Below are 24396 nucleotides of genomic sequence, written 5' to 3'. Positions count from 1 at the left end.
GTCGGGCGCCGACCCGGGACAGCAGCGGCCCCCGGTGTCACGACGGCACCACGCCGGTGGCCGGCCGGATGCGGGACACGAGCAGGGCGCCGATCGTGCGGAGCAGGCGGTCCGGCGGCACCGGCTTGGCGAGTATGGGGGCCTGCCGCAGTCGTTCGTTCGTGGTGTTCAAGCTGCCGTAGCCCGTGCAGAACAGGAATGGCACTCCCATGTCGTCCAGCAGTTCAGCCACGGGAAAGGACGGCTGGCCGAACAGATTGACGTCCAGCACCGCCAGGTCCGGCGGCGACGTGCGGGCCAGATCGATGGCGTCCTGGACGCGCGCAACTGGACCGACGACCCGGTATCCGGCGTCCTCCAACACCTGTTGCAGGCCCATGGCCGTCAGGGCTTCGTCCTCCACCACCAGGATGCGGGCGCCGGGGTCCGCCGCCTTCTGGTCTTTGACCGCCTTGGGGGGCGGTTTCCGCGCGGGATGGACACCGCTCACCACGAAGCAGTCGCCGGGCAGCGCGATGCGGCAGCTGAGACCCTCGGGCGGCCATTCCAGGACCAGTTCGCCGTGCATCTGGCTGAGGATGGTCTGTTCCAGCAGGATCGAGCCGAAACCATGGCGGGTCGGCGGAGCCACCGTCGGGCCGCCGCTCTCCGTCCATTCCACGCGCAGCAGGCCGGCCGCCTTGTCCACCCGCCAGGATACGGCGACACGCCCGGCGGTCACCGACAGCGCTCCGTATTTGACGGCGTTCGTTACCAACTCGTGCAAGACCATCGAGAAGGACTGGACGGCTTCCGCCGCGATGGCCACGGGCGGGCCGGAGACGGTGAACATTATGTCCTGCGTGAAGGCGGACAACTCCTCCTGTGCCAAGGTGGCGAGGTCGGCCCCCGACCAACGGCTGGCCGCCAGCAGGGAATGGGCACGAGCCATGGCGGTGACCCGCCCCTCCACCGCGCTCGCGAATTCCTTCGGGTCCTCCGTCCGGCTGAGCAGGACGATGGACTGCACGACCGCCAGCGTATTCTTGGCCCGGTGATCCACCTCGCGCATCAGCAGACGCAGGCGGCTTTCGGCCTCTTTGCGGCCGGTCATGTCAGCGGCCATGCTGACGACCAGATGCCGCCCCTTGGAGTCGCGCCCGATGGGCGAGGATCGGAACGCCCAGGTGAGCCGGCGTCCGTCGGCGGTCCGGATGTCGTAATCGCCTTCGTCTATGGGGCGGTCGAACTGATGGAGACGCTGGATGTCCATGCGCATGGTTCCGCAGCGCTCGCCATAGGCGCGTTCCAGCCAGCCGCCGATGGTGGACAGTTCGGCGGCGGTGTAGCCCGTGGTGTCCAGCCAAGCCTGACTGATCAGCACCACCTCGCCATCCTCGGCATGGACCATGACCGGGAAGGGGGCGTCCTCAATGGCCCGGCGCAGCCGCTCCTCGCTTTGCGCCAGCGCCAGTTCCGCTTCCTTGATGGCGTGGATGTCCGTGCCGGTGCCGATCCAGCGACCGGTCCGCGTCTCCCGCACGGCCAGGATGAGGTGCCAGCGGTAGGATCCGTCAGAACGGCGCAGGCGGTGTTCGGACTCGAAGCGGGCGTCGCGTCCGACGGCGGACTCCCAACCCGCCAGCGCGCCGGGAAGGTCGTCCGGATGCACCGCCTGCATCCAGCCTTCGCCCGAAAGCTGGTCGGCCGACAGGCCCGTGTAGGTCTGGAAGCTCTGGTTGGAGTAGATGTTCCGGCCCTTTGGGTCGGCCACGAACAACGCGCCGGGCAGAGCTTCCGTCGTCGTGCGCAGCATGTCGTCGCGTTCGGCCAGCGCGCGCTTGGCGGCGTTGGCGTCCGTGTTGTCCACGAAAATGGTCACTGACGCCACGATGCGGCCGTCGCCATCCCGCACGGGGGCGCTGCTGACGTCCAGTTCCAGCGTGCGGCCGTCCGGGCGATGGTAGATCATCGGCTCCCAGTCGATCGCCGCGCCTTCGCGCAGGGCGCGGACGGTCGGGTATTCCTCCATGGCGTAGGGAGACCCGTCAGCGTGTCTGGCACCATAGCCTTCGTAGCGGGACGCATCCTCGCCCGTCGTGGGTGGCGCCTGTGTGATCGCGATGGCCCGGTCGTTGAGGATGATTCCCTCGCCACCCGGAGCGTTGGAGATGGAAATGCCGATGGGGGCTTGCCGGAGCACCGCCTCGAACAGGCTGCGCTCGCGCTGAAGGATGGCCTCGCGGTCGCGCAGTGCGGTTTCCACTGAATGCCGGCGACGACATTCGCGCCACAGGACGATGAACAGAAGCCCCGCGGTGAGGGCGATGAACGCCCAGCCCTTGTAGGTCTGGATGGTCGTGACGTTCGTGGCGAACAGCAGGTCGACCGCCCGGTCCGAGGCCGCGATCCATGCAGACGACACGATTGCATAACACAGGGCCACAAACAGCGGGAACCTCAGGCTGCCCGCTTCGGTTCCCGCAGGATTGGCCGGCGAATTGGCGGACGATGCGCCGGAAGCGCGGGAAATGCCGCTGCAAGCCTCAGTCATGCGGGCACCCGATCCGGTTCCTGGAGACAGCGGTTTCCCGACGAACGATGCCTGCGGGGGCGACCCTTGCCCGTTCTATGACATTCGAAAGATTTTGGCCCATGTGCACCGATAATGCTCTCGGTTGAGGTGCCTCGAATTCTTGAAGAATTGTCACACGCTCATTTTATCCGCGCAAGAAGCGCGAGCATCGACATGGTGGCGGTCGCCTTAAAAGCAACAAACGGAGGTGGATGAAACGGAGGCGGCGGCCGATTCTTTGTCAGAGACTTTCCGTATGTATCGATTGGCAGGTCATGGATTTGCGATCCTTTGCTCACGATATTGCGCAGCGGCAACCCCGCCTGGCAAAGTGCTCAGCGTAGATGTCTGCCTAGGAACAGCAGGGGGCCGCGTTGGGTTGCGTCGATGAATCCGGCGCGCTGGTAAAAGTCGACGTTGCGGGCGAAGACCGCGGTGACGAGGTGGACGCCGGGAAGGCCATCCGCCCGGCAATCCTCGGCGTAGGCGTCAACGAGAGCCCGTCCGATTCCGCGGTCCCGATAGCTTGGCCGGACGTTGACGTGCAGATGGGCGGGAAAGGCGGCGAAGCGGTCGGCGAAGACCTCGTATTTTGGGATGATGCGGGCGAGGTCCACCGCCCCGGCGCTGTCCTTGCAGCCGGTCAGATAGCCGAGGATGGCGCCGTCCCCGTCCAAGGCGAACCACACGTCGTCCGGCGCCCGCTCCACATACCAGCCCGTCCAGGTGCGGAAGAAGCCCGCGCGCTCCGCCGCCGAGGCGAAGTCCTTGCGCAGCGTGGACAGGAAGAAGATGTCCTCCAACGCGGCGAGGGCGGCCTCGCGGTCGGGCAGGGCGGACAAACGAACCAGCATCGATGACCAGACCTCAGCGGCGTTGCGCCAGCGTGAAGGAGGTGGTGCGCGGCGCCAGCATCGTGTAGCGGCCCTTCGCCTTCATCACGCCGGCGCCTTCCGCGGCCTCCGCCCCATGGCCCCAGAACAGGTCGCCGCGCACCGCCCCCTTGATGGCGCCGCCGGTGTCCTGGGCGACGACGAGGCGCTTGATCTCGCCCTGCGGCACCGGGGCCTCGCGGACGTCCAGCCACAGCGGCACGCCCAGCGGGACATGGCCGGGGTCCACGGCGAGGCTGCGGCCCGCCGTCAGCTCCATGTTGCGCGCCCCGCGCGCGCCGACGTCGGGACGGAGCTGGAAGAAGACGTAGGACGGGTTCATGTTCATCACGCGGCGGGCCTCGCCGGGATGCTCGGTCAGCCAGCGGCGGATCAGCGGCATGGTCACCTGCTCCGGCGTGGCGTAGCCGATGTCGATCAGGTGCCGCCCGATGGGGACGTAGCGGTGGCCGTTCTGCCCGCCATAGCCCAGAGCCACCACCGATCCGTCGGTCATCCGCACGCGGCCCGACCCCTGGATTTCCAGGAAGAAGGCGTCGATGGGGTCGTCCACCCACAGGATCTCCAGCCCCTTGCCCTTCAGCGCGCCGTCGGTGATGCGGGCGCGGCTGGGCAGGCCGCGCTTGGTCCGCTTCGGCGCCTTGTAGAGGGGAACGTTGAAGCGCTCGGTCCGCGTCCAGCTGCCGCGCAGCTCGACCTCGTAATAGCCGGTGAACAGCCCCTCCTGCCCCTCGGACAGGGCGACGGGGGTGAAGTGATCCTCGAAGAAGCGGCGGGCCGTCTCGGGCTGGGCGTCGGGAAGGCCGCGCAGCGCCTCGCAGATCGGGCGCCAGTCCGAGGTGGTGCCGGCGGCGGGGTTGGGGCCGAGCGGCTTTCCGGCGGGCTGCGACGCCACCCAGCGGCAGGTGCGCTGAAGCGCCGGCAGGGCCTGCGCGTGGTCGTCGTCGATCCAGCCCGGCAGGGCGCGGAAATCCGCGGAGACCTTCTCCATTCCCGGTCGCCAGGACGCCGCGGTGGCGTTGCCGCCCGGTCCGGCCCCGGTCGCCGTGTCGCCCGCACAGCCGGCCAGAAGGCCGAACGCAAGAAGGGTGGAGACGCGCGCCATCGCACGCGCCATGACACTGCCAACCGCAGCCGCCATCGCGGACCCCGCACCAAGATTCAATGAAGACGACAAAGACGAGGGATGGCTGGACTTGCCGCGGCCAAGACGGCTGAAACAAGAACAACTACCCCTTTTTTGCCTCATTCATGGGATTGCGGTCAACCGCTCTTCGCACGGACGGTTTCAAGGCGGGCGTCTTGTCACAGGGCGCTGGCCCTTGCGGCGACTCGAAGGGCAGCCGCGCGTGCGCGGGGGATGACAACCGACCCCCGCTCGGGTTATCGAGCAGGGAATTTATCCGAGGACCATCCCATGACCCCCGCCGCCCGCCTTCAGGCGGTCATCGACCTGCTGACCGAGATCGACGAAACCCCGCGCCCCGCCGACGCGGTGATGAGCGCTTATTTCCGCGCCCGCCGCTACATCGGGTCGAAAGACCGCACCGCGGTGGCGCAGACGGCCTACGCGATCCTGCGGCGGCACGCCCGGCTGTGCTGGTGGCTGGAGCGTCAGGGCCATCCGCCGACCCCGCGCGCCCGCGCGCTCGCCAACGAGATCCTGGCCGAGGGCAAGGCCGCCGCGACGGTGAAGGCGCTGTTCGGCGCCACCAAGTTCGCCCCGGACCCGCTGGCGCCGGAGGAGGCGAAGCTCGCCAACGAGCTGGACACCCACACGCTGGAACATCCGCAGATGCCGGAGAGCGTGGCCGTGGAATGCCCGCCCTGGGCGGAGGAGCCGATGCGCGCCGCCATGGGCGACCGCTTCGCGGTGGAGATGCGGACCCTGCTGGACTCCGCGCCGCTCGACCTGCGCATCAACCCGGTGAAGGCCAACCGCGAGAGCGCGATCAAGGCGCTGGCCCGCGCTCAGATCACGGCGACGCCGACGCAGTGGTCGCCGCTGGGCCTGCGCGTCCAGGGACGCCCGCCGCTGGGCGCCGTGGACGCCTTCAAGGACGGTCTGGTCGAGATCCAGGACGAGGGCTCGCAGCTCGTGGCGATCGCGGTGGCGCCGAAGCCGGGGCAGCAGGTGGTGGATTTCTGCGCGGGGGCCGGCGGCAAGACGCTGGCCATCGCCGCTCTGATGAAGAACAAGGGCCGCGTCGTCGCCTGCGACGTGCTGGCCGGGCGCCTGAAGCGCGCCGCCGAGCGGTTCCGCCGCGCCGGCCTGCACAACATCGAGGCGCACCCGCTGTCCAGCGAGCGCGACCCCTGGGTGAAGCGCCACAAGCGCAAGTTCGACCGCGTGCTGGTGGACGCGCCGTGCAGCGGCACCGGCACCTGGCGCCGCAACCCCGACAGCCGCTGGCGCCAGCTCGGCCCCGGCCTGGCGGAGCTGGTGCCGCTCCAGGCGAACATCCTGGACAGCGCCGCCCGTCTGGTGAAGCCCGGCGGTCGGCTGATCTACGCCACCTGCTCCCTGCTGCCGGAGGAGAACGAGAATCAGGTGGCCGCCTTCCTGGAGACCCACCCCGACTTCACCGTGCTGCCGGTCGCCGAGGTCTGGGCGGAGGAGGGCGCGGGCACCCCGCCCGCCGAAGGGCCGTATCTGCGCCTGACCCCGGCCCGCCACGACACCGACGGCTTCTTCGCCGCCGTGATGGTGCGCAAGGCGGAGGAGGAGCCGGCTGCGGAGGTGGACCGGATGGCCGAGGCTGATCCGGCGCCTTCAGAAGGGTAACAACGGCGGGGAGAAGCTTTTCCCGTGGGATGCGTCAGGCCGGCGGTGTGCCGCCGGTCTGCACGTTTCCGGTTTGCGGCTTTCCCGTTCCGGCCTTCAGGACTTCCAACAGGCCGCTGGCGACCGTGTTCTGGCTGTCGCTGGCGCTTCCGGCAATCGCGCCCAGGACACCGGTTCCGCCTTTCGACGCGCCCGACGCAAAGGCCGATTGGAGCATGGACAGCGCCGCCTGCGCGTTGCCGGGATCGCTCGAAGCCGGCTTGCCGACGGTATCCGGCGGCGGTGGGTTTTCGGCGGCAGGCTTGCTCGCGACGGCTGGTGTCTCCGTGGCGATTTTGCTTTCCGCGGCGGGCGCCGGGGTCGGAGCGGCGGCGGCGGCCTTCGGGGAAGCGGATTTGGCCCCGATGCCGGGAATGTCCACCGTTTCCGCAAATGTCTGGAACGCGTTGCCGAAGACGGTCCGGTCGAAGCCGAGTTCCTGAAGCTTCTGCTCGGCGGCCTCGCCGTCCGGCGCGTACAGGTCCGCGAAGCCGGCGTCCTCCCCCATGGAGGCCAGCGCGGATTTGAAGCCTTCCATATTTTTCGTGAATCCGCTGGCGTCGCTGAGAATGGCCGTCTGGTCGGTCGGCTTTCCATAGGCGCCACGGGTCGCCGCGATTTCGCTCTTGAACGCGTCCTGAACCGGCTTCAGGCGTTCGTTCATCTCGTCCATCGAGATGTCGCCGCGCTGCTGGGCTTCCTGAATCTCCTGGGTCTTGCGCCCGACCTCGGACAGCGCGCCGGACATCCGGCTGCCGTAGGCCTGCAGTTTCTGCCAGGCGGCCTCCGAGTCGGCGAGCCGCTGTTTGTCCTCTTCGTCACGGGGGCGTTCGGAGACGTAGCGGTTGAAGGTCGCCTTGGTTGCCATCGATTTCAGCCCGGTCACGGCGTCTTCAGCGCTGATCTTGCCGGAGTTGACGAGTCCCTCCAGCATGCCGCGCGCTTTTGAGTCGAGTTGCTTAAACACATCGGCGGCGGCGCCGTTCAAGGCCTGCCCGAGTTTGCTCACGGACACGGCGTCCGTGTGCCCGCGGCTTCCCACACTTGAAAGCGGGTGTCCGGAGGAGTCGGTTCCGGACTGTACAGGCTTCCAATAACCGGTGGCGGACAGAGGACGTGACGTGTTGATCGCGCCGCTGACCATTGGTTCGCCTCCCGATCTTCGTTTGAAATGCTTTTTTTACTTTCTCCATTTTGCCAAAATCAATGAATAATCTATTAATAATGATTAGTGACCTAAGTGTACATGAGTATGCATTTTGACTTTATGCATTGTCGAAGGCAATCATGTGTTTCATGATGCAGAATAAAAAAATGAGAGTGTCCTTGAATCGATTGATCTTTGCTCGCAGGCCGATGTTTGCATCGTGTGGGAATGACCCGATGGAGATTGTTTGTTTGGAACCGGACGTGAAGAAGTCTGCGAGGGAAACGGGTTGTGGGCCGAACGGATGTGGAATGCGGGCCGTCCTCATGCGGGGGCGCGCGGGTGGACCTGCTGATTTCGTGCGGGTCATATCGCGAGGTTTGCGGTTAGGGTGCGACCTTTCCCCGCATGTTGGAGCGCAATGATGTGGAACACGTCCCGCTGGCGGAGCGCCGCCCTGTCCGCCCTTTTCTTGTTGGGGCTGGGCACCTCCGCCGAAGCGGCTGAGCCGGTCAAGGTCAAGGTGTTCGTCGGCGCCATGTTCGAGATCGGCAAGAACACCGGCGACCGCGCCGGCGAGTTCCAGAACTGGTACGAGCGCTACTGGCAGTCCGCCGAGCCGATCACCGTGAAGGGCGCGCTGAACCCCGTCTACTGCAACGCCGACGGCGTCTGCGGCGCGGTTCTCGGCATGGGCAAGGTCAGCTCCTCCGCGTCGATGCAGGCGATCCTGCTGAACTCGCAGCTCGACCTGTCGCAGGCCTATTTCATCATTTCCGGCGTGGCCGGCACGCCCCCGTCGCGCGGCACCATCGCCGAGGTCAATTGGGCGACCTGGCTGGTGGATTACGATCTGGGCCACCGCTGGGCGCCGGAGGAGGGCAAGCCGGGCGAGCCGACCTTCATGCCGCGCAAGGGCTACGAGTCCGTCCGCCTGTTCCAGCTGAACCCGGCGCTGGTCTCCTGGGCGATGAAGCTGACCGGCGACACGCCGTTGAAGGATTCCGACAGCGCCCGCGCCTACCGCCAGCGCTACCCGCAGGACGCCGCCCGGCGCGCGCCCTTCGTCGGCACCGGCACGCACATGACCGGCGACACCTTCTTCCACGGCCCGGGCATGTCCGAACAGGCGCAGTACATCGCCAAGCTCTACGGCGCCGACGACTACGTCATCACCGAGATGGAGGCCGCGGCGATCACCCTGGTCATCAAGCGCACCCTCGGCTCCGACCGGGTGATGAGCCTGCGCGGTGCCGTGAACTTCGACCAGGGCAACCCCAAGGAAACCACGCTGGAGCATCTCGACCCGAAGCCGGGCGAGACCGCCGGCGGCTTCGCCGAGACGGTGGAGAACGTGGCGCTGGTCGGCGCGCGCATGACCGACCACATCGTCGCCCATTGGGACCAGTGGCAGGCCGGCGTTCCGGCGCTTCCCGCCCAGTGACCCGAAGGCCGGCGGTGCGGCGGACCTCCCGCCGCCGCTCCGGCCCTTTTGGCTGACTGGACATGCTCCGGCCCGGTTCCCAGTTTCCATTGGGGTGGGAAACGGGTCCGGAGGTGTCCCATGAACGAAGGACTGGTGATTCGCGACGCGCGCCCGTCGGATGCGGTGGGCATCGCCAAGGTCCATGTCGCCACGTGGCAATCCACCTATCCGGGCCTCGTTCCCGATGCCTATCTCGTCAACCTGTCGGAAGCCGCCGCGGCGATGCGCTGGCACAACGCCGTCCAGGCCCATGGGCCGGGGCAGGGCGCCCTGGTTGTGGTGGACGCCGCCGACACCGTGGTCGGATTCGCCACCTACGGCGGGCGCCGCATTCCCGTCGAGGGTTTTGAGGGGGAATTCTACGCCCTGTACCTGCTGGACGAGGCGCAGGGGCAGGGATTGGGCCGCCGCCTGATGGCGACGATGGCCGAACGGCTCCAGGAGGGTGGCAAGCACACCGCCGTGGTCTGGTGCCTGCGCGAGAATCCGGCGCGCTGGTTCTACGAACGGTTGGGCGGCTTGCGGGTGGCGGAACGGCCCATCCGCTTCGCCGGGGCGGAACTGGTGGAGATCGCCTATGGCTGGCGCGACCTCGCCCCGCTTGCACGCTTGTCCGCGGGGCCTGAAATGCGGTAGTCAGGGGCTTGTCCCCCCGCATCAGGTTGTCGTCCATGTCCGCCGAGCGCGTTCTCATCCTCGATTTCGGGTCGCAGGTGACCCAGCTCATCGCCCGCCGCGTCCGTGAAGCCGGCGTCTATTGCGAAATCCATCCGTTCAGCATGAGCGAGGAGCGGATTCGCGACTACGCGCCGAAGGCGATCATCCTGTCGGGCAGCCCGGCCTCCGTCACCGAAGAGAACGGCCCGCGCGCGCCGGAGGTGGTCTTCACGCTGGGCGTCCCGGTCCTGGGCATCTGCTACGGCCAGCAGACGATGTGCCACCAGCTCGGCGGTGCCGTGTCGGGCTCCGACCACCGCGAGTTCGGCCGCGCCTTCATCGAGGTGAAGCAGACCTGCGCGCTGTTCGACGGCTTGTGGGCGGTCGGTTCGCGCGAGCAGGTGTGGATGAGCCACGGCGACCGCGTCACCGCCCTGCCGGACGGCTTCCAGGCCGTGGCGGTCAGCGACGGCGCGCCCTTCGCCGCCATCGCCGACGACGCCCGCCAGTTCTACGGCGTGCAGTTCCACCCGGAGGTCGTGCACACCCCGCACGGCGCCCAGCTCCTGTCGAACTTCGTGCACCGCGTCGCGGGCCTGAAGGGCGACTGGACGATGGCCGCCTTCAAGCAGCAGGCCATCGAGAAGATCCGCGCCCAGGTCGGCACCGGCAAGGTGATCTGCGGCCTGTCGGGCGGCGTCGATTCCTCGGTGGCCGCCGTGCTGATCCATGAGGCCATCGGCGACCAGCTCACCTGCATCTTCGTCGACACCGGCCTGATGCGCGCCGGCGAGGCGGAGGAGGTGGTGACGCTGTTCCGCGATCACTACAACATCCCGCTGGTCCACCGGAACGCGTCCGAGCTGTTCCTGGGCAAGCTGGCCGGCGTCACCGACCCGGAGCAGAAGCGCAAGATCATCGGCGGCCTGTTCATCGAGGTGTTCGACGAGGAGAGCGCCAAGGTCGGCGGCGCGCAGTTCCTGGCCCAGGGCACGCTGTACCCCGACGTGATCGAGAGCGTGTCCTTCACCGGCGGCCCGTCGGTCACCATCAAGTCGCACCACAACGTCGGCGGCCTGCCGGAGCGCATGAAGCTGAAGCTGGTGGAGCCGCTGCGCGAGCTGTTCAAGGACGAGGTGCGGGCGCTCGGCCGCGAACTCGGCCTGCCGGCCGCCTTCATCGGCCGCCACCCGTTCCCCGGCCCCGGCCTCGCCATCCGCGTTCCCGGCGAGATCACTCCGGAGAAGCTGGACATCCTGCGCAAGGCCGACACGGTCTATCTGGAGGAGATCCGCAACGCCGGCCTCTACGACGCGATCTGGCAGGCCTTCGCGGTGCTGCTGCCGGTGCGCACCGTGGGCGTGATGGGCGATGGGCGGACCTACGACCATGTGCTGGCCCTGCGTGCGGTGACCTCCACCGACGGCATGACCGCCGACTGGTACCCGTTCCCCCACGATTTCCTGGCCCGCGTGTCCAACCGCATCGTCAACGAGGTGCGCGGGGTCAACCGGGTGGTCTACGACATCACTTCGAAGCCGCCCGGCACGATCGAGTGGGAGTGATATCAAGGACTTAAGTCTACGGTAAATCAGTACTGTTGCTGCTTAGATTGGGCTAGGGTCCGGACTCATAACCAGTAGGCGACGGTTGCCACGATGTGGACGGCGGCCATGAAGTTGGTGGCGGAGCGGTCGTATCGGGTGGCGATGCGCCGGAAATCCTTGAGGCGTCCGAACATGCGCTCGATGACGTTACGGTTCCGATAAAGGTAGGGAGAGAAGCAGTTTTTCCAGCGCTTGTTGGCGCGTGGCGGGATGTTGGGCGCGGCTCCCGCCTCTTCGATCTTCCGGCGAACAGCGGCACTGTCGTATCCCTTGTCGCCGTGCAGGAGATTGGTGGCGGGCATCCGGTCGAGCAGACGGTCGGCGGCGGTGCAGTCAGCCACCTGACCGCCGGTCAACAGGAAGGCGAGCGGCCGACCGCGCGGATCGCTCAGGGCGTGGATTTTGGTGGTTCTCCCACCTCGGGACCGTCCAATGGCCTGGGCGCGCTCCCCCCTTTCCCGCCACTCGCTGAACGATGGGCGCGGACCGCCGTGGAGTCGATCATCACCTGGGCTGGTGGGCCACCTGCCGCTGCCAACGCATGGAAGATGTCCTCCCACACGCCTTTGGCCGCCCAGCGGACGAAGCGGTTGTAGAGCGTCTTGCGCGGACCGTAGACCGGCGGTGCGTCCGCCCAGCGCCCACCCGACTTCAGCACATGGACGATCCCGCTGATCACACGTCGGTCATCCACGCGCGGCTTGCCTCGGGTATCGCGCGGAAGGTGTGGCTCAAGCCGTCCGAACTGCTCCACCGTCAACCAGAACTGACCGTCGTTCATAACAAAGCCCCTTTCCAGGGCTTTGAATCACAACGATTCCCTTCGGGAAAGGCTCTTTATGGGTCCGGACCCTAGGGCAAACCCGCTGTGGGGAGTTCTGTGGGGACTCTCTCACAGCGGAGGCGCCTGTATGACTGTCTTCAAGCGGGATGGTTCCGAGTTCTGGTGGATCGAGTTCCAATACAAGGGGGAGCGCTACCGGCGTTCCAGCGAGTCCGCCTCGAAACGCAAGGCCGAGGAATTGGAGCGCAAGTGGCGTGAGGAACTTCGCGCCAACGCCCTCTTGGGTAAGATCCCCGAATTGGCGTGGGGAGACGCCATAGACCGCTACTTCAAGACGGTGATTGAGCCGCGTAGGAACGAAGGAGCGGCAAAGCGTGACTTGTACGTTCTGAGCGTCCTCAAGGCGGAACTTGGCGCGGCTACCCTTATCAGCACTCTTACCGCACCTGCCATCGTGGAGTACCGGGGCCGACTCCTAGGCGTTGGCAAAGCGCCAGCCACGGCGAATCGGTACCTTGCGACTATCAAAGCGATTCTGCGCAAAGCGCATACGGAATGGGGTGCTCTAGCGGTTCAACCCTCTTTCAAGCTCCTGAAGCTCAGCAATGAGCGGTATCGCTGGTTGACCGACGAGGAGGAGGATCGACTCCTTATCCACTCCCCGGTCCATCTGCGCGACCTGTGCACCTTTCTCATCGATACCGGTGCACGGTTGTCGGAGGCTACGACGCTTACCTGGGCAAACGTCGATATGGAGCGTCACCCCCGCCCGTTGGTCAAGTTCATGGATACCAAGTCGGGAAAGCCCCGATCCGTGCCTCTGACCAAGCGCGTTGATGACATGTTCCGGCGCCTTCGCGCCAACAAGCCGAGCGGAGTGGAGCGGGTGTTTTTATACCGCCCCCTTGGGAATGATCGGCTACGGGAGGTGAAGAACGGGACGAAGGTCACACCGTTCCGTAATCCGCATGGTGCATGGTACAAGGCTACAACAGATGCAAGGTTGGATGACCTGAACCTGCATGATCTAAGACATACCTTTGCGTCTCGATTGGTCATGCGGGGGGTGCCGTTGCTGACTGTTTCAAAATTACTTGGTCATGCCACAATTCAAATGACAATGCGATATGCACACCTTGCGCCAGACGCTTTTGATGCAGCTATCGAGGCATTGGAGTGCAATCGTGTCACAGATACGCCGAATATGTGAGTTGAGGTGCAATAAAGTACTTTAATGAGTGCCTCTAGCGCTGAACATGGGCACAAAAAAAGAGGGTATACCGTCTCCGGTATACCCCTTGAGTTGCGCGGCGTCTCCGATATTACCGCCGCGAAGTCGATTTCTTGCCCTTTGTGCGGGCGGGCGTTGGTTCGGCTGGAGTGTCCTCAACAGCCTCAAACATGTCTGCATAGACGTGGAGAAATAGCATCTCGTGGAACTCTGCCAGCGTCTCCGCGTCGTCTTTGCAAGCCTCCCAAGCCTCGACAGGGAGGAACCATGCGGCATGGTCCGCGATCTTGTCGAGGAAGTCTTTTACAGCGGTCCCTTGTTCTACCAGGGCCTTCGTTGCGTCGTCAAAGCGTGGGATGAAATCGTTAAGCCGCTTTTCGGCGTACTCCACGGCTAGCCCTAGGAATTCGTCATAGCCTTCGCTGTCGATTCCGTGTTCCGCCATGTAGATTTCCGACCATGCACGCTGTAGAAGTGATTCGAATTTTACGTCGTGTAGGTGGGCGGGGATTTCACCAATCAACACTTGGTGATCTAGGAAGTACGCCGACGCGGCGAACTCTTGCGCTTGGCGTTGCCGTTCAGCCCTTCCCATAGGTCGGGGGTGATGATCTTGCGGGCGTACGCCTTGGCGAAGACGGGGAACCGGGCGGCGTTGTTGCGCTCCAGATGGCGCCCCTTGGTCTTGACGGCGTTGGCAGCGTGCGCGGACAGGGCGTTGACAAAGGCCGTATAGTCCGTGAATGCGGTTTGAATAAATTGCGTGGTCATTTGATATGCTTTCGTTTCGTCTAATGATGAGTCATGGGGGGATTAGTCCCGTCTAAACGACGGGACTGGGTAGGGCATTTCTTGCCGCTAGAGGCTATATTATACCAAAATTGGCCGGATGAATGAAGTACCAGGCACAAATATTTAGCCGAATAGAGCGTCATCTAGCTTTGAAGTGAAGGCTTCGCCACATTTGTGCGCGGCGTCATCAAGTTCATCCGTTCTTTTCTTCATATATTCGATGAGGCGAGTGCCCAACAGAGTGGCAAGAACGTTGTGAATTATGTCGCCATCCACGGTGAATTTCCGCCTGAATGGCGTACCCTTGAGCCAATAATCAGCTAAATCCTCGATTTGGTCGTTAAAGTCAGGGGTGGTTTCGATGAGGATGTGCGCTAGTTCTTCTTTGAGTTCTTCGAAGCGCTCGGGTGTTGGGTCGTACTTTAGTTCCCACAACATATCTTCCGCATGGTCTTCGAGGTTGCTAGTGCACTGTTCCATGAGAATGTTTAATTCGTGGAGGTATGCGCGGAGCCTGATGTTCTGTCCGCGCAATCCGTCGTTCTTCACGATCTTCAAGATTTGCCAGTCAGGAAGGCCCTTAAGCATGGGATACCCTCCGGAACTCCGCTACTTCGTCGGCGTTGGGGCAACCAAATTCCGCAGCGTGCTTGTCGTAATCCGGGTATAGGCCAACGATTCGCTGTTCAATCGCGTCTGGCGTGACGGTGGTACAGTGGATTACGCCACCGATGCACATACGATACCGATTCTCGGTAACCATCTCATGTTGGACCATCGCGACCTTGACCAGACGTTCGTCTGGCATCTCTGGAGGGAGCGGGCGGGTTTCACCGTTGAGGTGGGGATGTAGGTGCATCCCGTGCGGTAGGTCGGTGAAGGTTGATGAGTCGTCCGTGATCTCCCAGCGGTAGGCCGCGAGCCTCCCTTGCCGGGTGGACCAACCCATAATGACCGTCTCGGACGTTAGGTCGGGGGCCTCGGACGCCTTGCGGCGTGGGAGGTAGTCATACCAACGGTTCAGCAGCGGCGCGGCGCTATCAATGTCCTCGAACTCGTATAGGTTATTCAGGATGGCGGCATTGACCAGACATTGACCGCGCTGCGCAACGGCCATCGCGCCGATGATGTGAGTCTTTCGGTCGGTCAAACTCACTGGTGCATTCCTCCGATACTGCAAAGTATCAGAGGTGCATAGAATGCGATTGGGGTAGAAGAATAGGTTTACAACGCTCATGTTATGCTAGAGCCTTTTCAAGTTTCGCCCTGAATTTCTTTCGCGCCTCTGGCGTATCTGGAAATTCCTCGGCGCTAGTGGACATTTCTTCGAAGACGGCTTTTAGGCCGCTGGCCGTATCGGTCGCGTCTTTGCGTGCGCGTTCAAATGCCGTTTCGATTTCAGGGGTAAGGGCCTTGCCGGACTTTTTCAGTTCAGCGTAATGCCGCTCGATTTCCTTGAGCCGCGAAATGGCCTTCTCCTGCGGCGTAGCAGTCTCGTCCACAAGGTTGCGGGCGTAAGCGGCGGAATCGGCATAGGCACGGGCGGCTTCACCGGCTTCAAGGCGTAGGCGGATTTCTTCGCGGAGTGCGTCTAGCTCCTTGGCCTTGCTGTCCAATCCGAGTTCGCGGAGTTGCTTTTCAACAGCGATTTCGCGGGATACCCGTGCGTATGCTTCGGCTCCTTGTAGGGTAGATTCCGCTAGGTCCTGTTCTCAAACTCTGAGCCATAGTCGGATAGCCCCGATGTGGACCATGGCGAGGTAGTTGGCGGCGAGTTTCTCGTATCGGGTGGCGATGCGACGGAACTGTTTGAGGCGGTTGATCAGGCGCTCGATGGCGTTGCGGGAGCGATAGGCGGCCCAATCCACCAGAGCACAGGGCTTCTGGCTGGAGGGCTGTGGGATCACCACCCCGATCCCGCGCCGACGCAGGTAGCGGCGGATGGCTTGGCTGGAGTAGGCGCGGTCAGCGACCACGCGCTCGGGTCTTTCCCGCGGTCGTCCACCTGCCACTCGGCGCACTGCGACCGCCTCCATCAGCACCGTCAACGCGCTCTGGTCGGCGGCTTGACCGGGGCTCAGCACGAAAGCGAGCGGTTGGCCGTGGCGGTCGGCGCGCAGGTGGATCTTGGTTGAGAAGCCGCCGCGCGAGCGGCCAAGCGCTTGGTTCAACTGCCCCCTTTTGCGCCGGCGGCGTGCTGGTGGGCGCGGACCATTGTGCTGTCGACTTGGTGCAGGCTCCAGTCCAACTTGCCGGCCTCATCCGCCTCGGCCTGAACCAGTTCCAACACGCGCTCCCATACCCCGGCCTTGCGCCAGCGGTAGAAGCGGTTGGCCGCCGTCTGCCAGGGACCGTACTCGGCCGGAAGATCGCGCCAGGGCGAGCCGGTGCGGTTCACCCACAGGATCGCCCGCACGGTGCGCTCCAGGTCCCGCGCCGGCCGGCCCGTCCACGGGCGTTCCGGCGGAAGCAACTCCAGCAAATGCTGAAGCTGCTCATCGCTCAGTTCAGATCGTGCCATCCCCCTTCAACAGGGCACAGCCAAACCCTCACAGCCTTTGAGAACAGAACCTAGGGGAGTTGGTGGATGGCTTGGCCGAGGTTTGGGGGCTTCCGAGAACATCGGTGGACGCATACGCCAAGCCTCTGCGGAAAGCCGGCCTTATCTCGTCGTCAGGGCGTACCGGCCCTGGGGCGCCCGACATGACCGTCAATGATGCAACACATCTTCTGCTGGCGTTCCTGGGAGGCAGCACGACGAAAGCAGTCGAGAGGGCAAGGTACATTTCAGCTCTTCGATTTAGGCGTTTCACAAATGATGGGATGTCAGAGAATAAGGCTTTTTTAGATTTTCTAGGTATTACCAATAACCATACATTCTTTGATTTAGTTAGCTCTATGATCGAGATCGCCAGGGTTGGCGAGTTGGTTACAAGAATAGCTAGGAAGGTTACCCCAAGCACTCTTCCTATTGGGTATCTTTCGATAGCATTCGATGATTCCAAAGGATCAGTAAGTGTTCGATTTTTGTTCGGAGAGTACTCAAATAGTATTGAGTATGAAGGCGTTCTTCATGGCGACGCGGAAGATATTTTTGGTGTTCTGATTGGTGATGATCTAAGGGCGGTTGCGGATTACTCGTATAAATACAGCGAGTCTGACCTAACAGTATCAAGAAAGATCACTTCAAAGACCCTGAACAAGATTGCAGAAATACTCAACAGGTAGGACGACGATGCAGAATGCCGAACAGCGGGTAATCCCCGCCACTCATGAGCTTTGCCTTGCGGTCGCCAAGGCAACGGTTCGCAAGCCGACATCATCGGGTATGTCCATCGCCATGCATGTTGGCGACCATCTTGCCGACAGGTTGGCCGAGGAGCTGATGGCTATGTTGATTCAGGTCATCCCGGCCGCGATAACGGATACCATTTCCGCCGATCTGATGCCCGGCGCGGACAAGATTGCGGGATTTCTTGGGATGGATAGGCGGACCGTTTACCACCTCGCGCAAACCGGCAAAATTCCCGTCTTCCGGATGGGCAACACGATCTGCGCCAGGAAGTCGACGATCCTACGCTGGATCGCTGATCAGGAAAGCAGGGCCAGCGGTGGGACCGCCAGCATGAGCTGACGGTCCCACCACCTGACCGGGCGCCGCGCCAACGGCGTTCCAGTCGGCTCAATCGCATTGGAAAGGACACGAAAATGAGCGACCGCAATATGCGGGCGACGGGTGCGCTCGTCCACAATTCATGCGGTGATGGCACCACCATCGACCGCGCCCATACCGACCGCGCCACGCCGAAGCCCGCCGCCCAGATCACCAAGGCGGGATTCAGCGTTCCCGAGTTCTGTCATGGGGTCGGAATCGGCCGCAGCAAGGTCTACGAACTGATGACCGCCGGGGCGATCCGGTTCGTCACCATCGGGCGCCGCCGCATCATCACCGACTCCCCGGCTGAATTCTTGGCGCGGGTTGCCGATGCGGGGAGGGCCTGACCATGGCCGACACCAGCATCACCAACCCCGGCCATGTGACGTGGCATTACGCCGAGGGTGACGGCACCCGGGCGCCCGGCGTCGTTGGAATGACCGTCAGCCTCGGCGAGGGGCGGCACCTTTATGTCGGCGAGGTTTCGCAGGAACACCTCGCCGACCTTGACCCGAACCTGGACCTCCCCGCTGACCCCCGCGGATGGTGGATCACACTTGACACCGGGACCGGTCCGGATCTGGTCGCCAAGCCGATCGACATCTCGGCGGGGCATTGGCTGATTCAGACCCTGGGCGTTGCCATGGAGAGTTGCCGGCGGGCGGGCGGCTGCACGAACAATGGCAGCGAGATGGAGGCCGTCAACATCGGCGCCGGGGGTGCGGCATGACCGTGCTCGACAACAACAAGCTGGGCAAGGTGCTGGCGCTGGCCGGCTCCGACCAGGACGGCGAAGCGCTGGCCGCGCTGCGGAAGGCGCGAGACATGCTGAAGGCCGCCGGGATGACGTTTGGCGACCTGACGGTGAAAGGGGTGGACGCCCCCTGTTCCGTCGCGCCGACAGGTCCGGTTTTCACGAACCCCTTCGCCGGCTTCGAAGACCGCATGGAGGCCAGGGAACCCGGCTGGAAGGCGAAGCAGGCGGCGGCGCGCGCCGAGCAGATTCGCAAGGAGGCCGCGGAGCGCGAGGCGGTCCTCGCCAAGTACGGTTCGGAGCAGAAGGCCAAGCTGCCGAACGAGCGGGAACGGCTGCTGAACAAGGCCGTCAGCCACCTGTGGCGGAAGATCGGCAAGGACTACGCCAACGGCACGTTCAGCGTGGACAGCCTGGACGGATGGACGGGCAGCTACGGCGACAAAATGCCGGACACGGTGCGCGCCGCTGTCGAGACGGCCTACCTGATGCCGGTCACCCTTCGGGAGGCGCAGGATGAATACAGATTCTGGCGGGAGCGCGACCGTGAACTGGAGCGGGTGTGGTGTGCGCCCGGGGAGGTGGGTGGCGACACCTACCTGGACCTTCCGGCTCTCGCCCGCGAGCAGATCATCAACGACATGCTGCGCAAGGGTCCCATCGCCACGCTGGACGACCTGCTGGTGCGGATCGAGATGGCCGTCGAGTTGGACGGATTCGCCGAAGACGCCGCGCCAAGCATCCTTGAGGCCTTCAAGCGACTTGTGCCGAACATCCCTGCGCCCGCCGCTTTGAATGGACGGTTCAGTCTAGCCGATATCGAGGCAGATGCCGTCGGCGTCATCAAGTCCGTCGCCGTTGCGCACCCCGATCTGTGCTGGACCGGCTTCGGTCCAGATCCGCACGCGGTGAAGCGAGAGGGCAATGCGGAGATCGTGTTCAATAAGGCCCGCGCCGACATGACAGCACCGTGGCAGGTCGGCCAGTTCGTCCGGGCCGCGCAGTTCCTAGACCAGGCACCCCGCAGGAAATCTGTCCATCCCGGACGTACGTCATACGGCTGGAAGCACGCCGCTGAACGTTGGCACCGGCACCAGATCGCAGCCCGCACCGGCGTTCCGGCCAATCGCGTGATGGACGATGTCTACGTCTCTGATGGAATGCTGATCGCCGCCGCGCTGGCGCTGGGGTTTGTGGTTGAGCGGATCGGCGGAACAATCGATGCCCGAATCAGCCTGTCGGAGCACGCGGCGCGGGGGTTCTGATTTATGCATGACGCCCGCCACGCCACCATCCCCTTCGAGGACATCAACGCCGCCGCCCTGGCCGCCTATCCCGGCCTGCTGGCGGAGTGGTTCCCGGCCGGACGGCTGGCCGGTCACGAATTCCAACTCGGCGACCTCTCCGGGAAGCCGGGCGAATCGTTGTCCATCAACGTCAGCACCGGAAAGTGGGCCGACTTCGCATCCGATGCCAAGGGCGGCGATCCCATCAGCCTGTTCGCGGCAGCGTTCCATGCTGGCGACCGCGTCCAAGCCGCCCGTGAGCTGGGGCAAAGGTTCGGTGTCATGGGTGCACCGGCCCCGCGCCCGGCAGCACCCCCGCCGGCGGCACCCGCTGGCGAGGACTGGACGCCCCAGGTACCACCGCCCCCGGGCGCCCCTGAGGCGCCGCTCAAAAGCTGGGACCACGTCTACGCCTATCGCGACGCCGACGGGGCCGTTCTCCGCTACGTCGTCCGCCGTGACGCCCGCGCCGGCGCCACCGGTGCCGGGAAACGGAAGCAGATCCTTCCGCTGACCTACGGCGTCCTGAACGGCAAGCTGGGCTGGCACCACAAGCACGCATCCGCCCCCCGTCACCTCTACGGGCTGGACCGGCTGTCCCGCCCCAAGGCGGTCATCGTCTGCGAAGGCGAAAAAGCCGCTGATGCGGCGCACCGCATGCTGCCCGACAATCCGTGCCTGACCTGGAGCGCCGGTTCCAATGCGGTGCGCCTGACGGACTGGTCGCCCACGGCCGGGCGTGTTGTGGTGATCTGGCCGGACGCCGATGCCCCCGGACTGAAGGCCGCGGCCGAGATCGCCGACGTCTTGCGCGGCGTCGCGAAGAAAATCCTCTTCGTGGACACCACCGGCCTCGCCGATGGCTTCGATGCCGCCGATCTGGAGGTGCCGGACCCTGCTGTGTGGTTGCGGGAGCGGATGCGGGATGAGGCTCCTGCAGCGGCGGAATCCACGGTCGCGCCGACCACCCCAGCCGAGACCGCGGCACCACAGCCGGCTCAGGCTCCAGCCGCACGCACTGCTACACCATCCGATCCACGCCCGCCGGCCCATGATCCGCGCGACCGAGACCAGGACGGCGTTGAAGGGAACGCAGACGCGCCCTTTCGGTGCCTTGGGTACAACAAGGGCGTGTACTACTACCTGTCATTCGGTCACGGGCAAGTGGTCGCGCTGCCGGCATCCGGCCATTCCAAGAACACGCTGCTGACACTGGCGCCTCTGTACCACTGGGAATCGCATTACGCGGGCTCCAGGGGGTGCAACTGGGACATGGCGATCAATTCGCTTTTCCAGACCTGCCACGCCATGGGGGTCTTCGATCCGGAAACCGCGCTGCGTGGTCGCGGCGCGTGGCTGGACGAGGATCGTGCCGTCCTGCACCTGGGCGATTATCTGATGGTCGATGGGCGGCGCGTCGATATCAAGGATTTCGCGACCCGCCACGTCTACGAGATGGCGCCATCCCTGGCCGCCGCGCCCGCCGCCGCCCCGCTGAGCGCTGCCGAGGCGCACCGGCTCCTCGATCTGGTGCAAATGTTCCGGTGGGAGCGGCCTATGTCAGCCTACCTGCTGGCTGGCTGGTGCGTCATCGCGCCGGTCTGCGGTGCCCTGCGCTGGCGCCCGCATATCTGGGTGACCAGCCCAGCGGGATCAGGGAAATCGACCCTGATCGACGAGGTCGTGAAACCCATGTTGGGCGGCATGGCCCTGACCGTCATGTCGGTGACCTCCGAGGCCGGTGTCCGCCAGCGCCTCCAGAGCGATGCCCGGCCCGTGGTGTTCGATGAGGCCGAACAGGAGGATCTCGCCAGCAAGAACCGGATGAAGGGCGTCCTCTATCTAGCACGCGCCGCCTCCGCGGAGGTCGGTGCGGAAATCATCAAGGGGACGCAGTCGCAATCCGGCGCCAAGGCCTATCGGACGCGCTCCTGCTTCGCCTTCAGCTCCATCAATGTCGGGATCGAGCACTACGCCGACGAGACCCGCATCACGGTGCTTGGGTTGGAAAAGATTGATGGGTCCACGCCGGAGCGGCGCAGCCAAAACACCGAACATTGGCGTTCGCTCAAGGCCATGATCGTGGCCACGGTGAAGCCGGACTATGTTGCCGGCATGCTGGCGCGGACGCTGTCGCTGCTGCCGACAATCCGAGCCAACGCCGACACCTTCGCCGAAGCCGCCGCGCAGGTTCTGGGCAGCCGCCGCATCGGTGACCAGATCGGCGCCATGCTGGCCGGCGCCTATAGCCTGCACGGCGGCGGGCGCCTTACCGTCGATCAGGCCAGGGAGTGGCTGGTTCAGCATGACTGGGGCGAACTGACGGCGGCCGATGCCGAGAAGGACGAAAGCCGCCTTCTGGCCACGATCACCCAAGAGGTCGTTCGGGTCCAGATCGGCAGCAATCCGAACGCATCCAGGACGATCGGTGAACTGCTCAACGCGGCCCGAGACGCCGTGGATCGTGACATCGCTTCCGATGAAGCGGCAGCTCTGGGCAGGCTGGGCATCCGCGTCCATTACTGGCCCCCTAACCCAAAGGCGGCGGATGAAGCCCACCGGCCCGGCGGGTGGGGCTTCTACGTCAGCACGAGCCACAAGCAGCTCAAAGCCCTCCTCCGCGACACCCCATGGGGAGCGGGCTGGAGAAGGGCTTTGACCACGATCGACGGGCACCGCCGCCCCAACGGCAACATCAGCTTCGGTGGTGTCTCGACCCCCGCAGTGTGGGTGCCATTCACCGCCTTGTCATCAGACGCCCCCGGAACAGCCTCGGTTGCCATGAATGACTGAGAATTCGGAATTCAGACTCATCCGATAAGCCATTGATGCAGAAGAGAGAACGAGAAAATGAGAGAGAATGCGAAATCCACAAAGAGCTATACACACAGGCGCATATACACACATACACACACTCACACTCATAAATTCATATTATTATATATATCAATAACTTAGACCATGAATTGAGCCTGAATTTGGAATGAGCGCAAGAAAATTGCTCATTCTTGGCGCGACCGCATCCGCAGCTGGTCACTGCGCCTTACGAACCCATCCCGCCCAGACCCCATCCCGCCCAGACCCCATCCCGCCCGTCGAGGAATTCCGATGACGAACCAACCCCTGACCGACGAAGTCGCGGACCGCATCGAGCGGACCTATGACGCGCTGGAGCGGGCAATCGCCTCCGACGAGGCCAAGAGGGCGACCGCCCGCAAGGAGGCCCGAGCCGACTTCCTGGACGCCTTCGGGCGCCGCCGAAATGCCAACGGCGTCGTGGTCGATGTCCATGGCCGGGATCGCGGCACCGCCCAGACCAGGACCAAGCTGCGGCCTGACACGCTGGTCCTGCTGCTGAACCGTGGCCCGGAGCGCGGCTTGTCGCAGGAACAGTACGACGCCGCCCACCTGATCCGCACCGCGGTGCGGATCATCGTCGGCGGCATGGGCCTGAAGGCCTGCTCGATGGAGCGCATGGGAGGCGGTGGCCGCAGCGACGGCGAGACCGAGACGCAATGGGCGATCCGCGTCCAGGAGGACTACAACGCCTGGGTCGATGCCATGGCGGAGCGGGCGGTAGCGGCCAAACGGGCGCGCCGAGACAGCCGGGCATGGCAGACCGGCCCGGTGATGGACATCGTGGTCGACGGCATGACGTGCAACGAGGTTGAGGGAGCCCGCTGCATGCGCAACGGATCGGCCGCCGCGGCCTTGAGAGATGCACTGGACCTGTACCTTGATGTCCGCCGCTCTCGCAAAAGGGCTTGACCGACGGGGAACACTAACCTATCGTTAGAGGTACGTTGCAATACGCAGCGCTGAAACCCGCCCAGCCGCCGCTGAGGCGGGTTTTCTCATTCCGGGGCACCGATGGACGAACCGACAGGCGACAATCCGGCAGCGATCGCGGCGCAGGCCAGCGCAATGGTCCGGCTTACCGGCTGGGTTCCAGCCTCATAGAGCTGGACGCTCCGCTTGGTGATGCCGATGGCGTCGGCGGCTTCCTGTTGCGTCAGGTCCAGGCCCTTGCGCCAAGTCTTGAACTCGTCAGCGGTCATGATAACCTCTTCGGCAAGGAGGTGACGCGCTTCCGTCCTTCTGGGAGGTGGAGCCGGTTTTCCGGCCCCACCCTTAGGCCCCCTAGCTTCTGTCCCTGGTGTCCAGTTCAATCTCGGCGGTCAACCTGATCTTGAACCGGAATTTCGGGAAGAGGCTCTTGAGCCACCTCAGAAAGTCCACTGCGCGTCACCTCCCTTCGGTTTGTCGTCCGGGACCATCCCCGTCCGACAAGAGAAGAATAGGCGAAATCATTTCGCCAGTCAATCAGAAAAGCGAAACAATTTCGCCTTTTTGGCCCGCCCGGTCCGCCGCGGCGGGTTTCGTCGTCTCTGGGTTCCGGAGGGCACCATGACCGATCCCCTGACCGTCGCCTACATCGCCCTGGCCGTCTTCGTGTCGGTGCTGATCGGCATCGGTGTCCTGGCCGTGCTGACGTGGCGCGGCGTCTCCCGGTCCATCGCCCGCATCTCGGAGCGGATGGAGGCCCGGCGGGCGGAGTTCGAGCACGGGGCCGGGCTGACGGGGCGCCGCCTGCCGCTCTGAGGGCGCGTCGCCCCGAAAAATCGGCCATCTATGACCTTTTTCATAGTTGACAGACCGATGTTGCCCCGACCCGACCGAACAGGGCCGCGGGTCCTTCCCGGCGGCTGGGGAATACGGGTGGCAA

Annotated in this window: 24 protein-coding genes and 1 pseudogene; 13 read left to right on the top strand and 12 right to left on the bottom strand. The window is 64.4% G+C overall.

Features of this window, described 5'->3' with window-relative positions; all coding sequences use genetic code 11:
* Window positions 1-37: 37 nt before the first annotated feature.
* From TSH58p_RS22990 to TSH58p_RS22980, 3 genes are all read right to left on the bottom strand, one after another.
* Complete coding sequence (locus tag TSH58p_RS22990; RefSeq protein ID WP_158282606.1) at window positions 38-2404, bottom strand: PAS domain S-box protein; 2367 nt, start codon at window positions 2402-2404, stop codon at window positions 38-40.
* Between the two features lie 485 nt (window positions 2405-2889).
* Window positions 2890-3408, bottom strand: coding sequence for a GNAT family N-acetyltransferase (locus TSH58p_RS22985; protein WP_109070166.1), 519 nt, complete (start codon window positions 3406-3408; stop codon window positions 2890-2892).
* Window positions 3409-3421: 13 nt separating this feature from the next.
* Complete coding sequence (locus TSH58p_RS22980) at window positions 3422-4564, bottom strand: murein transglycosylase A (protein ID WP_247874047.1); 1143 nt, start codon at window positions 4562-4564, stop codon at window positions 3422-3424.
* A 300-nt stretch (window positions 4565-4864) separates the two neighbouring features.
* Between TSH58p_RS22980 and TSH58p_RS22975 the strand changes: the two genes are divergently transcribed.
* Complete coding sequence (locus TSH58p_RS22975; protein ID WP_109070168.1) at window positions 4865-6232, top strand: RsmB/NOP family class I SAM-dependent RNA methyltransferase; 1368 nt, start codon at window positions 4865-4867, stop codon at window positions 6230-6232.
* Window positions 6233-6266: 34 nt separating this feature from the next.
* Here TSH58p_RS22975 and TSH58p_RS22970 read toward each other — a convergent pair whose 3' ends face one another.
* The gene (locus tag TSH58p_RS22970) at window positions 6267-7280 is read right to left on the bottom strand and encodes a hypothetical protein (protein WP_247874048.1); all 1014 of its coding nucleotides are present in this window, start codon (window positions 7278-7280) and stop codon (window positions 6267-6269) included.
* A 562-nt stretch (window positions 7281-7842) separates the two neighbouring features.
* Here TSH58p_RS22970 and TSH58p_RS22965 point away from each other — a divergent pair.
* From TSH58p_RS22965 to guaA, 3 genes are all read left to right on the top strand, one after another.
* On the top strand, window positions 7843-8862 hold the full coding sequence (locus TSH58p_RS22965) for a purine nucleoside permease (RefSeq protein ID WP_109070176.1): 1020 nt from the start codon (window positions 7843-7845) through the stop codon (window positions 8860-8862).
* 120 nt (window positions 8863-8982) lie between these two features.
* The gene (locus tag TSH58p_RS22960) at window positions 8983-9540 is read left to right on the top strand and encodes a GNAT family N-acetyltransferase (RefSeq protein ID WP_109070169.1); all 558 of its coding nucleotides are present in this window, start codon (window positions 8983-8985) and stop codon (window positions 9538-9540) included.
* A 35-nt stretch (window positions 9541-9575) separates the two neighbouring features.
* A complete protein-coding gene (guaA, locus tag TSH58p_RS22955; RefSeq protein WP_109070170.1) occupies window positions 9576-11126 on the top strand; it encodes a glutamine-hydrolyzing GMP synthase in 1551 nt (516 codons plus the stop codon).
* A gap of 65 nt (window positions 11127-11191) precedes the next feature.
* Here guaA and TSH58p_RS22950 read toward each other — a convergent pair.
* A protein-coding gene (locus TSH58p_RS22950; protein ID WP_109469197.1) for an IS5-like element ISAzba5 family transposase occupies window positions 11192-11949 on the bottom strand; the annotation gives its coding sequence in 2 pieces (ribosomal slippage) (window positions 11192-11616 and window positions 11616-11949; 759 coding nt in all).
* A gap of 130 nt (window positions 11950-12079) precedes the next feature.
* On the opposite strand from TSH58p_RS22950, the gene TSH58p_RS22945 reads away from it, so the two are divergent.
* Window positions 12080-13162: a site-specific integrase gene (locus tag TSH58p_RS22945; RefSeq protein WP_158282672.1), complete on the top strand. Its 1083-nt coding sequence runs from the start codon at window positions 12080-12082 to the stop codon at window positions 13160-13162.
* 112 nt (window positions 13163-13274) lie between these two features.
* Here the strand turns inward: TSH58p_RS22945 and TSH58p_RS22940 are convergent, their stop codons facing one another.
* The 6 genes and pseudogenes from TSH58p_RS22940 to TSH58p_RS22920 all read right to left on the bottom strand — a co-directional run bounded on the left by TSH58p_RS22940 (window position 13275) and on the right by TSH58p_RS22920 (window position 16496).
* Window positions 13275-13628, bottom strand: a complete 354-nt coding sequence (locus TSH58p_RS22940; RefSeq protein ID WP_109469445.1) for a hypothetical protein — start codon at window positions 13626-13628, stop codon at window positions 13275-13277.
* 89 nt (window positions 13629-13717) lie between these two features.
* Window positions 13718-13954: a hypothetical protein gene (locus TSH58p_RS22935; RefSeq protein WP_109469444.1), complete on the bottom strand. Its 237-nt coding sequence runs from the start codon at window positions 13952-13954 to the stop codon at window positions 13718-13720.
* Window positions 13955-14098: 144 nt separating this feature from the next.
* On the bottom strand, window positions 14099-14563 hold the full coding sequence (locus TSH58p_RS22930) for a hypothetical protein (protein ID WP_109469443.1): 465 nt from the start codon (window positions 14561-14563) through the stop codon (window positions 14099-14101).
* On the bottom strand, window positions 14556-15131 hold the full coding sequence (locus TSH58p_RS22925) for a hypothetical protein (RefSeq protein WP_109469442.1): 576 nt from the start codon (window positions 15129-15131) through the stop codon (window positions 14556-14558). Before TSH58p_RS22925 ends, TSH58p_RS22930 begins: the two co-directional genes overlap by 8 nt.
* 82 nt (window positions 15132-15213) lie before the next feature.
* On the bottom strand, window positions 15214-15591 hold the full coding sequence (locus TSH58p_RS33350; protein WP_146205985.1) for a hypothetical protein: 378 nt from the start codon (window positions 15589-15591) through the stop codon (window positions 15214-15216).
* Between the two features lie 96 nt (window positions 15592-15687).
* Window positions 15688-16496, bottom strand: a pseudogene (locus tag TSH58p_RS22920) (IS5 family transposase).
* Window positions 16497-16678: 182 nt separating this feature from the next.
* Here TSH58p_RS22920 and TSH58p_RS33345 point away from each other — a divergent pair.
* From TSH58p_RS33345 to TSH58p_RS22885, 7 genes are all read left to right on the top strand, one after another.
* The gene (locus TSH58p_RS33345) at window positions 16679-17203 is read left to right on the top strand and encodes a hypothetical protein (protein WP_146205822.1); all 525 of its coding nucleotides are present in this window, start codon (window positions 16679-16681) and stop codon (window positions 17201-17203) included.
* 7 nt (window positions 17204-17210) lie between these two features.
* Window positions 17211-17609: a helix-turn-helix domain-containing protein gene (locus tag TSH58p_RS34235; RefSeq protein WP_199230026.1), complete on the top strand. Its 399-nt coding sequence runs from the start codon at window positions 17211-17213 to the stop codon at window positions 17607-17609.
* A gap of 74 nt (window positions 17610-17683) precedes the next feature.
* Window positions 17684-17977: a helix-turn-helix domain-containing protein gene (locus TSH58p_RS34230; protein WP_199230027.1), complete on the top strand. Its 294-nt coding sequence runs from the start codon at window positions 17684-17686 to the stop codon at window positions 17975-17977.
* A gap of 2 nt (window positions 17978-17979) precedes the next feature.
* The gene (locus TSH58p_RS22905) at window positions 17980-18360 is read left to right on the top strand and encodes a hypothetical protein (protein WP_109068360.1); all 381 of its coding nucleotides are present in this window, start codon (window positions 17980-17982) and stop codon (window positions 18358-18360) included.
* Entirely contained in the window at window positions 18357-19649 is a 1293-nt protein-coding gene (locus TSH58p_RS22900; RefSeq protein ID WP_109068361.1) for a hypothetical protein, read from the top strand. Before TSH58p_RS22905 ends, TSH58p_RS22900 begins: the two co-directional genes overlap by 4 nt.
* 3 nt (window positions 19650-19652) lie before the next feature.
* Window positions 19653-22463 (top strand): hypothetical protein, encoded by a 2811-nt coding sequence (locus TSH58p_RS33340; RefSeq protein WP_146205823.1) that lies wholly within the window; start codon window positions 19653-19655, stop codon window positions 22461-22463.
* A 315-nt stretch (window positions 22464-22778) separates the two neighbouring features.
* Entirely contained in the window at window positions 22779-23438 is a 660-nt protein-coding gene (locus TSH58p_RS22885; RefSeq protein WP_109068364.1) for a hypothetical protein, read from the top strand.
* Window positions 23439-23524: 86 nt separating this feature from the next.
* On the opposite strand, the gene TSH58p_RS22880 is transcribed toward TSH58p_RS22885, so the two are convergent.
* Window positions 23525-23728, bottom strand: coding sequence for a helix-turn-helix transcriptional regulator (locus TSH58p_RS22880; RefSeq protein ID WP_109068365.1), 204 nt, complete (start codon window positions 23726-23728; stop codon window positions 23525-23527).
* A 349-nt stretch (window positions 23729-24077) separates the two neighbouring features.
* Between TSH58p_RS22880 and TSH58p_RS22875 the strand changes: the two genes are divergently transcribed.
* Window positions 24078-24272, top strand: a complete 195-nt coding sequence (locus TSH58p_RS22875; protein ID WP_109068366.1) for a hypothetical protein — start codon at window positions 24078-24080, stop codon at window positions 24270-24272.
* The last annotated feature ends 124 nt before the right edge of the window (window positions 24273-24396 follow it).

The organism is Azospirillum sp. TSH58 (assembly GCF_003119115.1).
GTDB lineage: Bacteria > Pseudomonadota > Alphaproteobacteria > Azospirillales > Azospirillaceae > Azospirillum.
The sequence above is the reverse complement of the archived record's forward strand: the minus strand, read 5'-3'. Positions and strand labels throughout refer to the sequence as shown.

Excerpts from the sequence above, each read along its gene's own strand:
- TSH58p_RS22880 (WP_109068365.1), bottom strand. The coding sequence starts at position 23,728 with ATGACCGCTGACGAGTTCAAGACTTGGCGCAAGGGCCTGGACCTGACG.
- TSH58p_RS22900 (WP_109068361.1), top strand. The coding sequence starts at position 18,357 with ATGACCGTGCTCGACAACAACAAGCTGGGCAAGGTGCTGGCGCTGGCC.
- TSH58p_RS33340 (WP_146205823.1), top strand. The coding sequence starts at position 19,653 with ATGCATGACGCCCGCCACGCCACCATCCCCTTCGAGGACATCAACGCC.
- TSH58p_RS22875 (WP_109068366.1), top strand. The coding sequence starts at position 24,078 with ATGACCGATCCCCTGACCGTCGCCTACATCGCCCTGGCCGTCTTCGTG.
- TSH58p_RS34235 (WP_199230026.1), top strand. The coding sequence starts at position 17,211 with ATGCAGAATGCCGAACAGCGGGTAATCCCCGCCACTCATGAGCTTTGC.
- TSH58p_RS22965 (WP_109070176.1), top strand. The coding sequence starts at position 7,843 with ATGTGGAACACGTCCCGCTGGCGGAGCGCCGCCCTGTCCGCCCTTTTC.
- TSH58p_RS22985 (WP_109070166.1), bottom strand. The coding sequence starts at position 3,408 with ATGCTGGTTCGTTTGTCCGCCCTGCCCGACCGCGAGGCCGCCCTCGCC.
- TSH58p_RS22940 (WP_109469445.1), bottom strand. The coding sequence starts at position 13,628 with ATGGCGGAACACGGAATCGACAGCGAAGGCTATGACGAATTCCTAGGG.
- TSH58p_RS22975 (WP_109070168.1), top strand. The coding sequence starts at position 4,865 with ATGACCCCCGCCGCCCGCCTTCAGGCGGTCATCGACCTGCTGACCGAG.
- TSH58p_RS34230 (WP_199230027.1), top strand. The coding sequence starts at position 17,684 with ATGAGCGACCGCAATATGCGGGCGACGGGTGCGCTCGTCCACAATTCA.
- TSH58p_RS33345 (WP_146205822.1), top strand. The coding sequence starts at position 16,679 with ATGACCGTCAATGATGCAACACATCTTCTGCTGGCGTTCCTGGGAGGC.
- TSH58p_RS22980 (WP_247874047.1), bottom strand. The coding sequence starts at position 4,564 with ATGGCGCGTGCGATGGCGCGCGTCTCCACCCTTCTTGCGTTCGGCCTT.
- guaA (WP_109070170.1), top strand. The coding sequence starts at position 9,576 with ATGTCCGCCGAGCGCGTTCTCATCCTCGATTTCGGGTCGCAGGTGACC.
- TSH58p_RS22960 (WP_109070169.1), top strand. The coding sequence starts at position 8,983 with ATGAACGAAGGACTGGTGATTCGCGACGCGCGCCCGTCGGATGCGGTG.
- TSH58p_RS22905 (WP_109068360.1), top strand. The coding sequence starts at position 17,980 with ATGGCCGACACCAGCATCACCAACCCCGGCCATGTGACGTGGCATTAC.
- TSH58p_RS22930 (WP_109469443.1), bottom strand. The coding sequence starts at position 14,563 with ATGCTTAAGGGCCTTCCTGACTGGCAAATCTTGAAGATCGTGAAGAAC.
- TSH58p_RS22945 (WP_158282672.1), top strand. The coding sequence starts at position 12,080 with ATGACTGTCTTCAAGCGGGATGGTTCCGAGTTCTGGTGGATCGAGTTC.
- TSH58p_RS22885 (WP_109068364.1), top strand. The coding sequence starts at position 22,779 with ATGACGAACCAACCCCTGACCGACGAAGTCGCGGACCGCATCGAGCGG.
- TSH58p_RS22935 (WP_109469444.1), bottom strand. The coding sequence starts at position 13,954 with ATGACCACGCAATTTATTCAAACCGCATTCACGGACTATACGGCCTTT.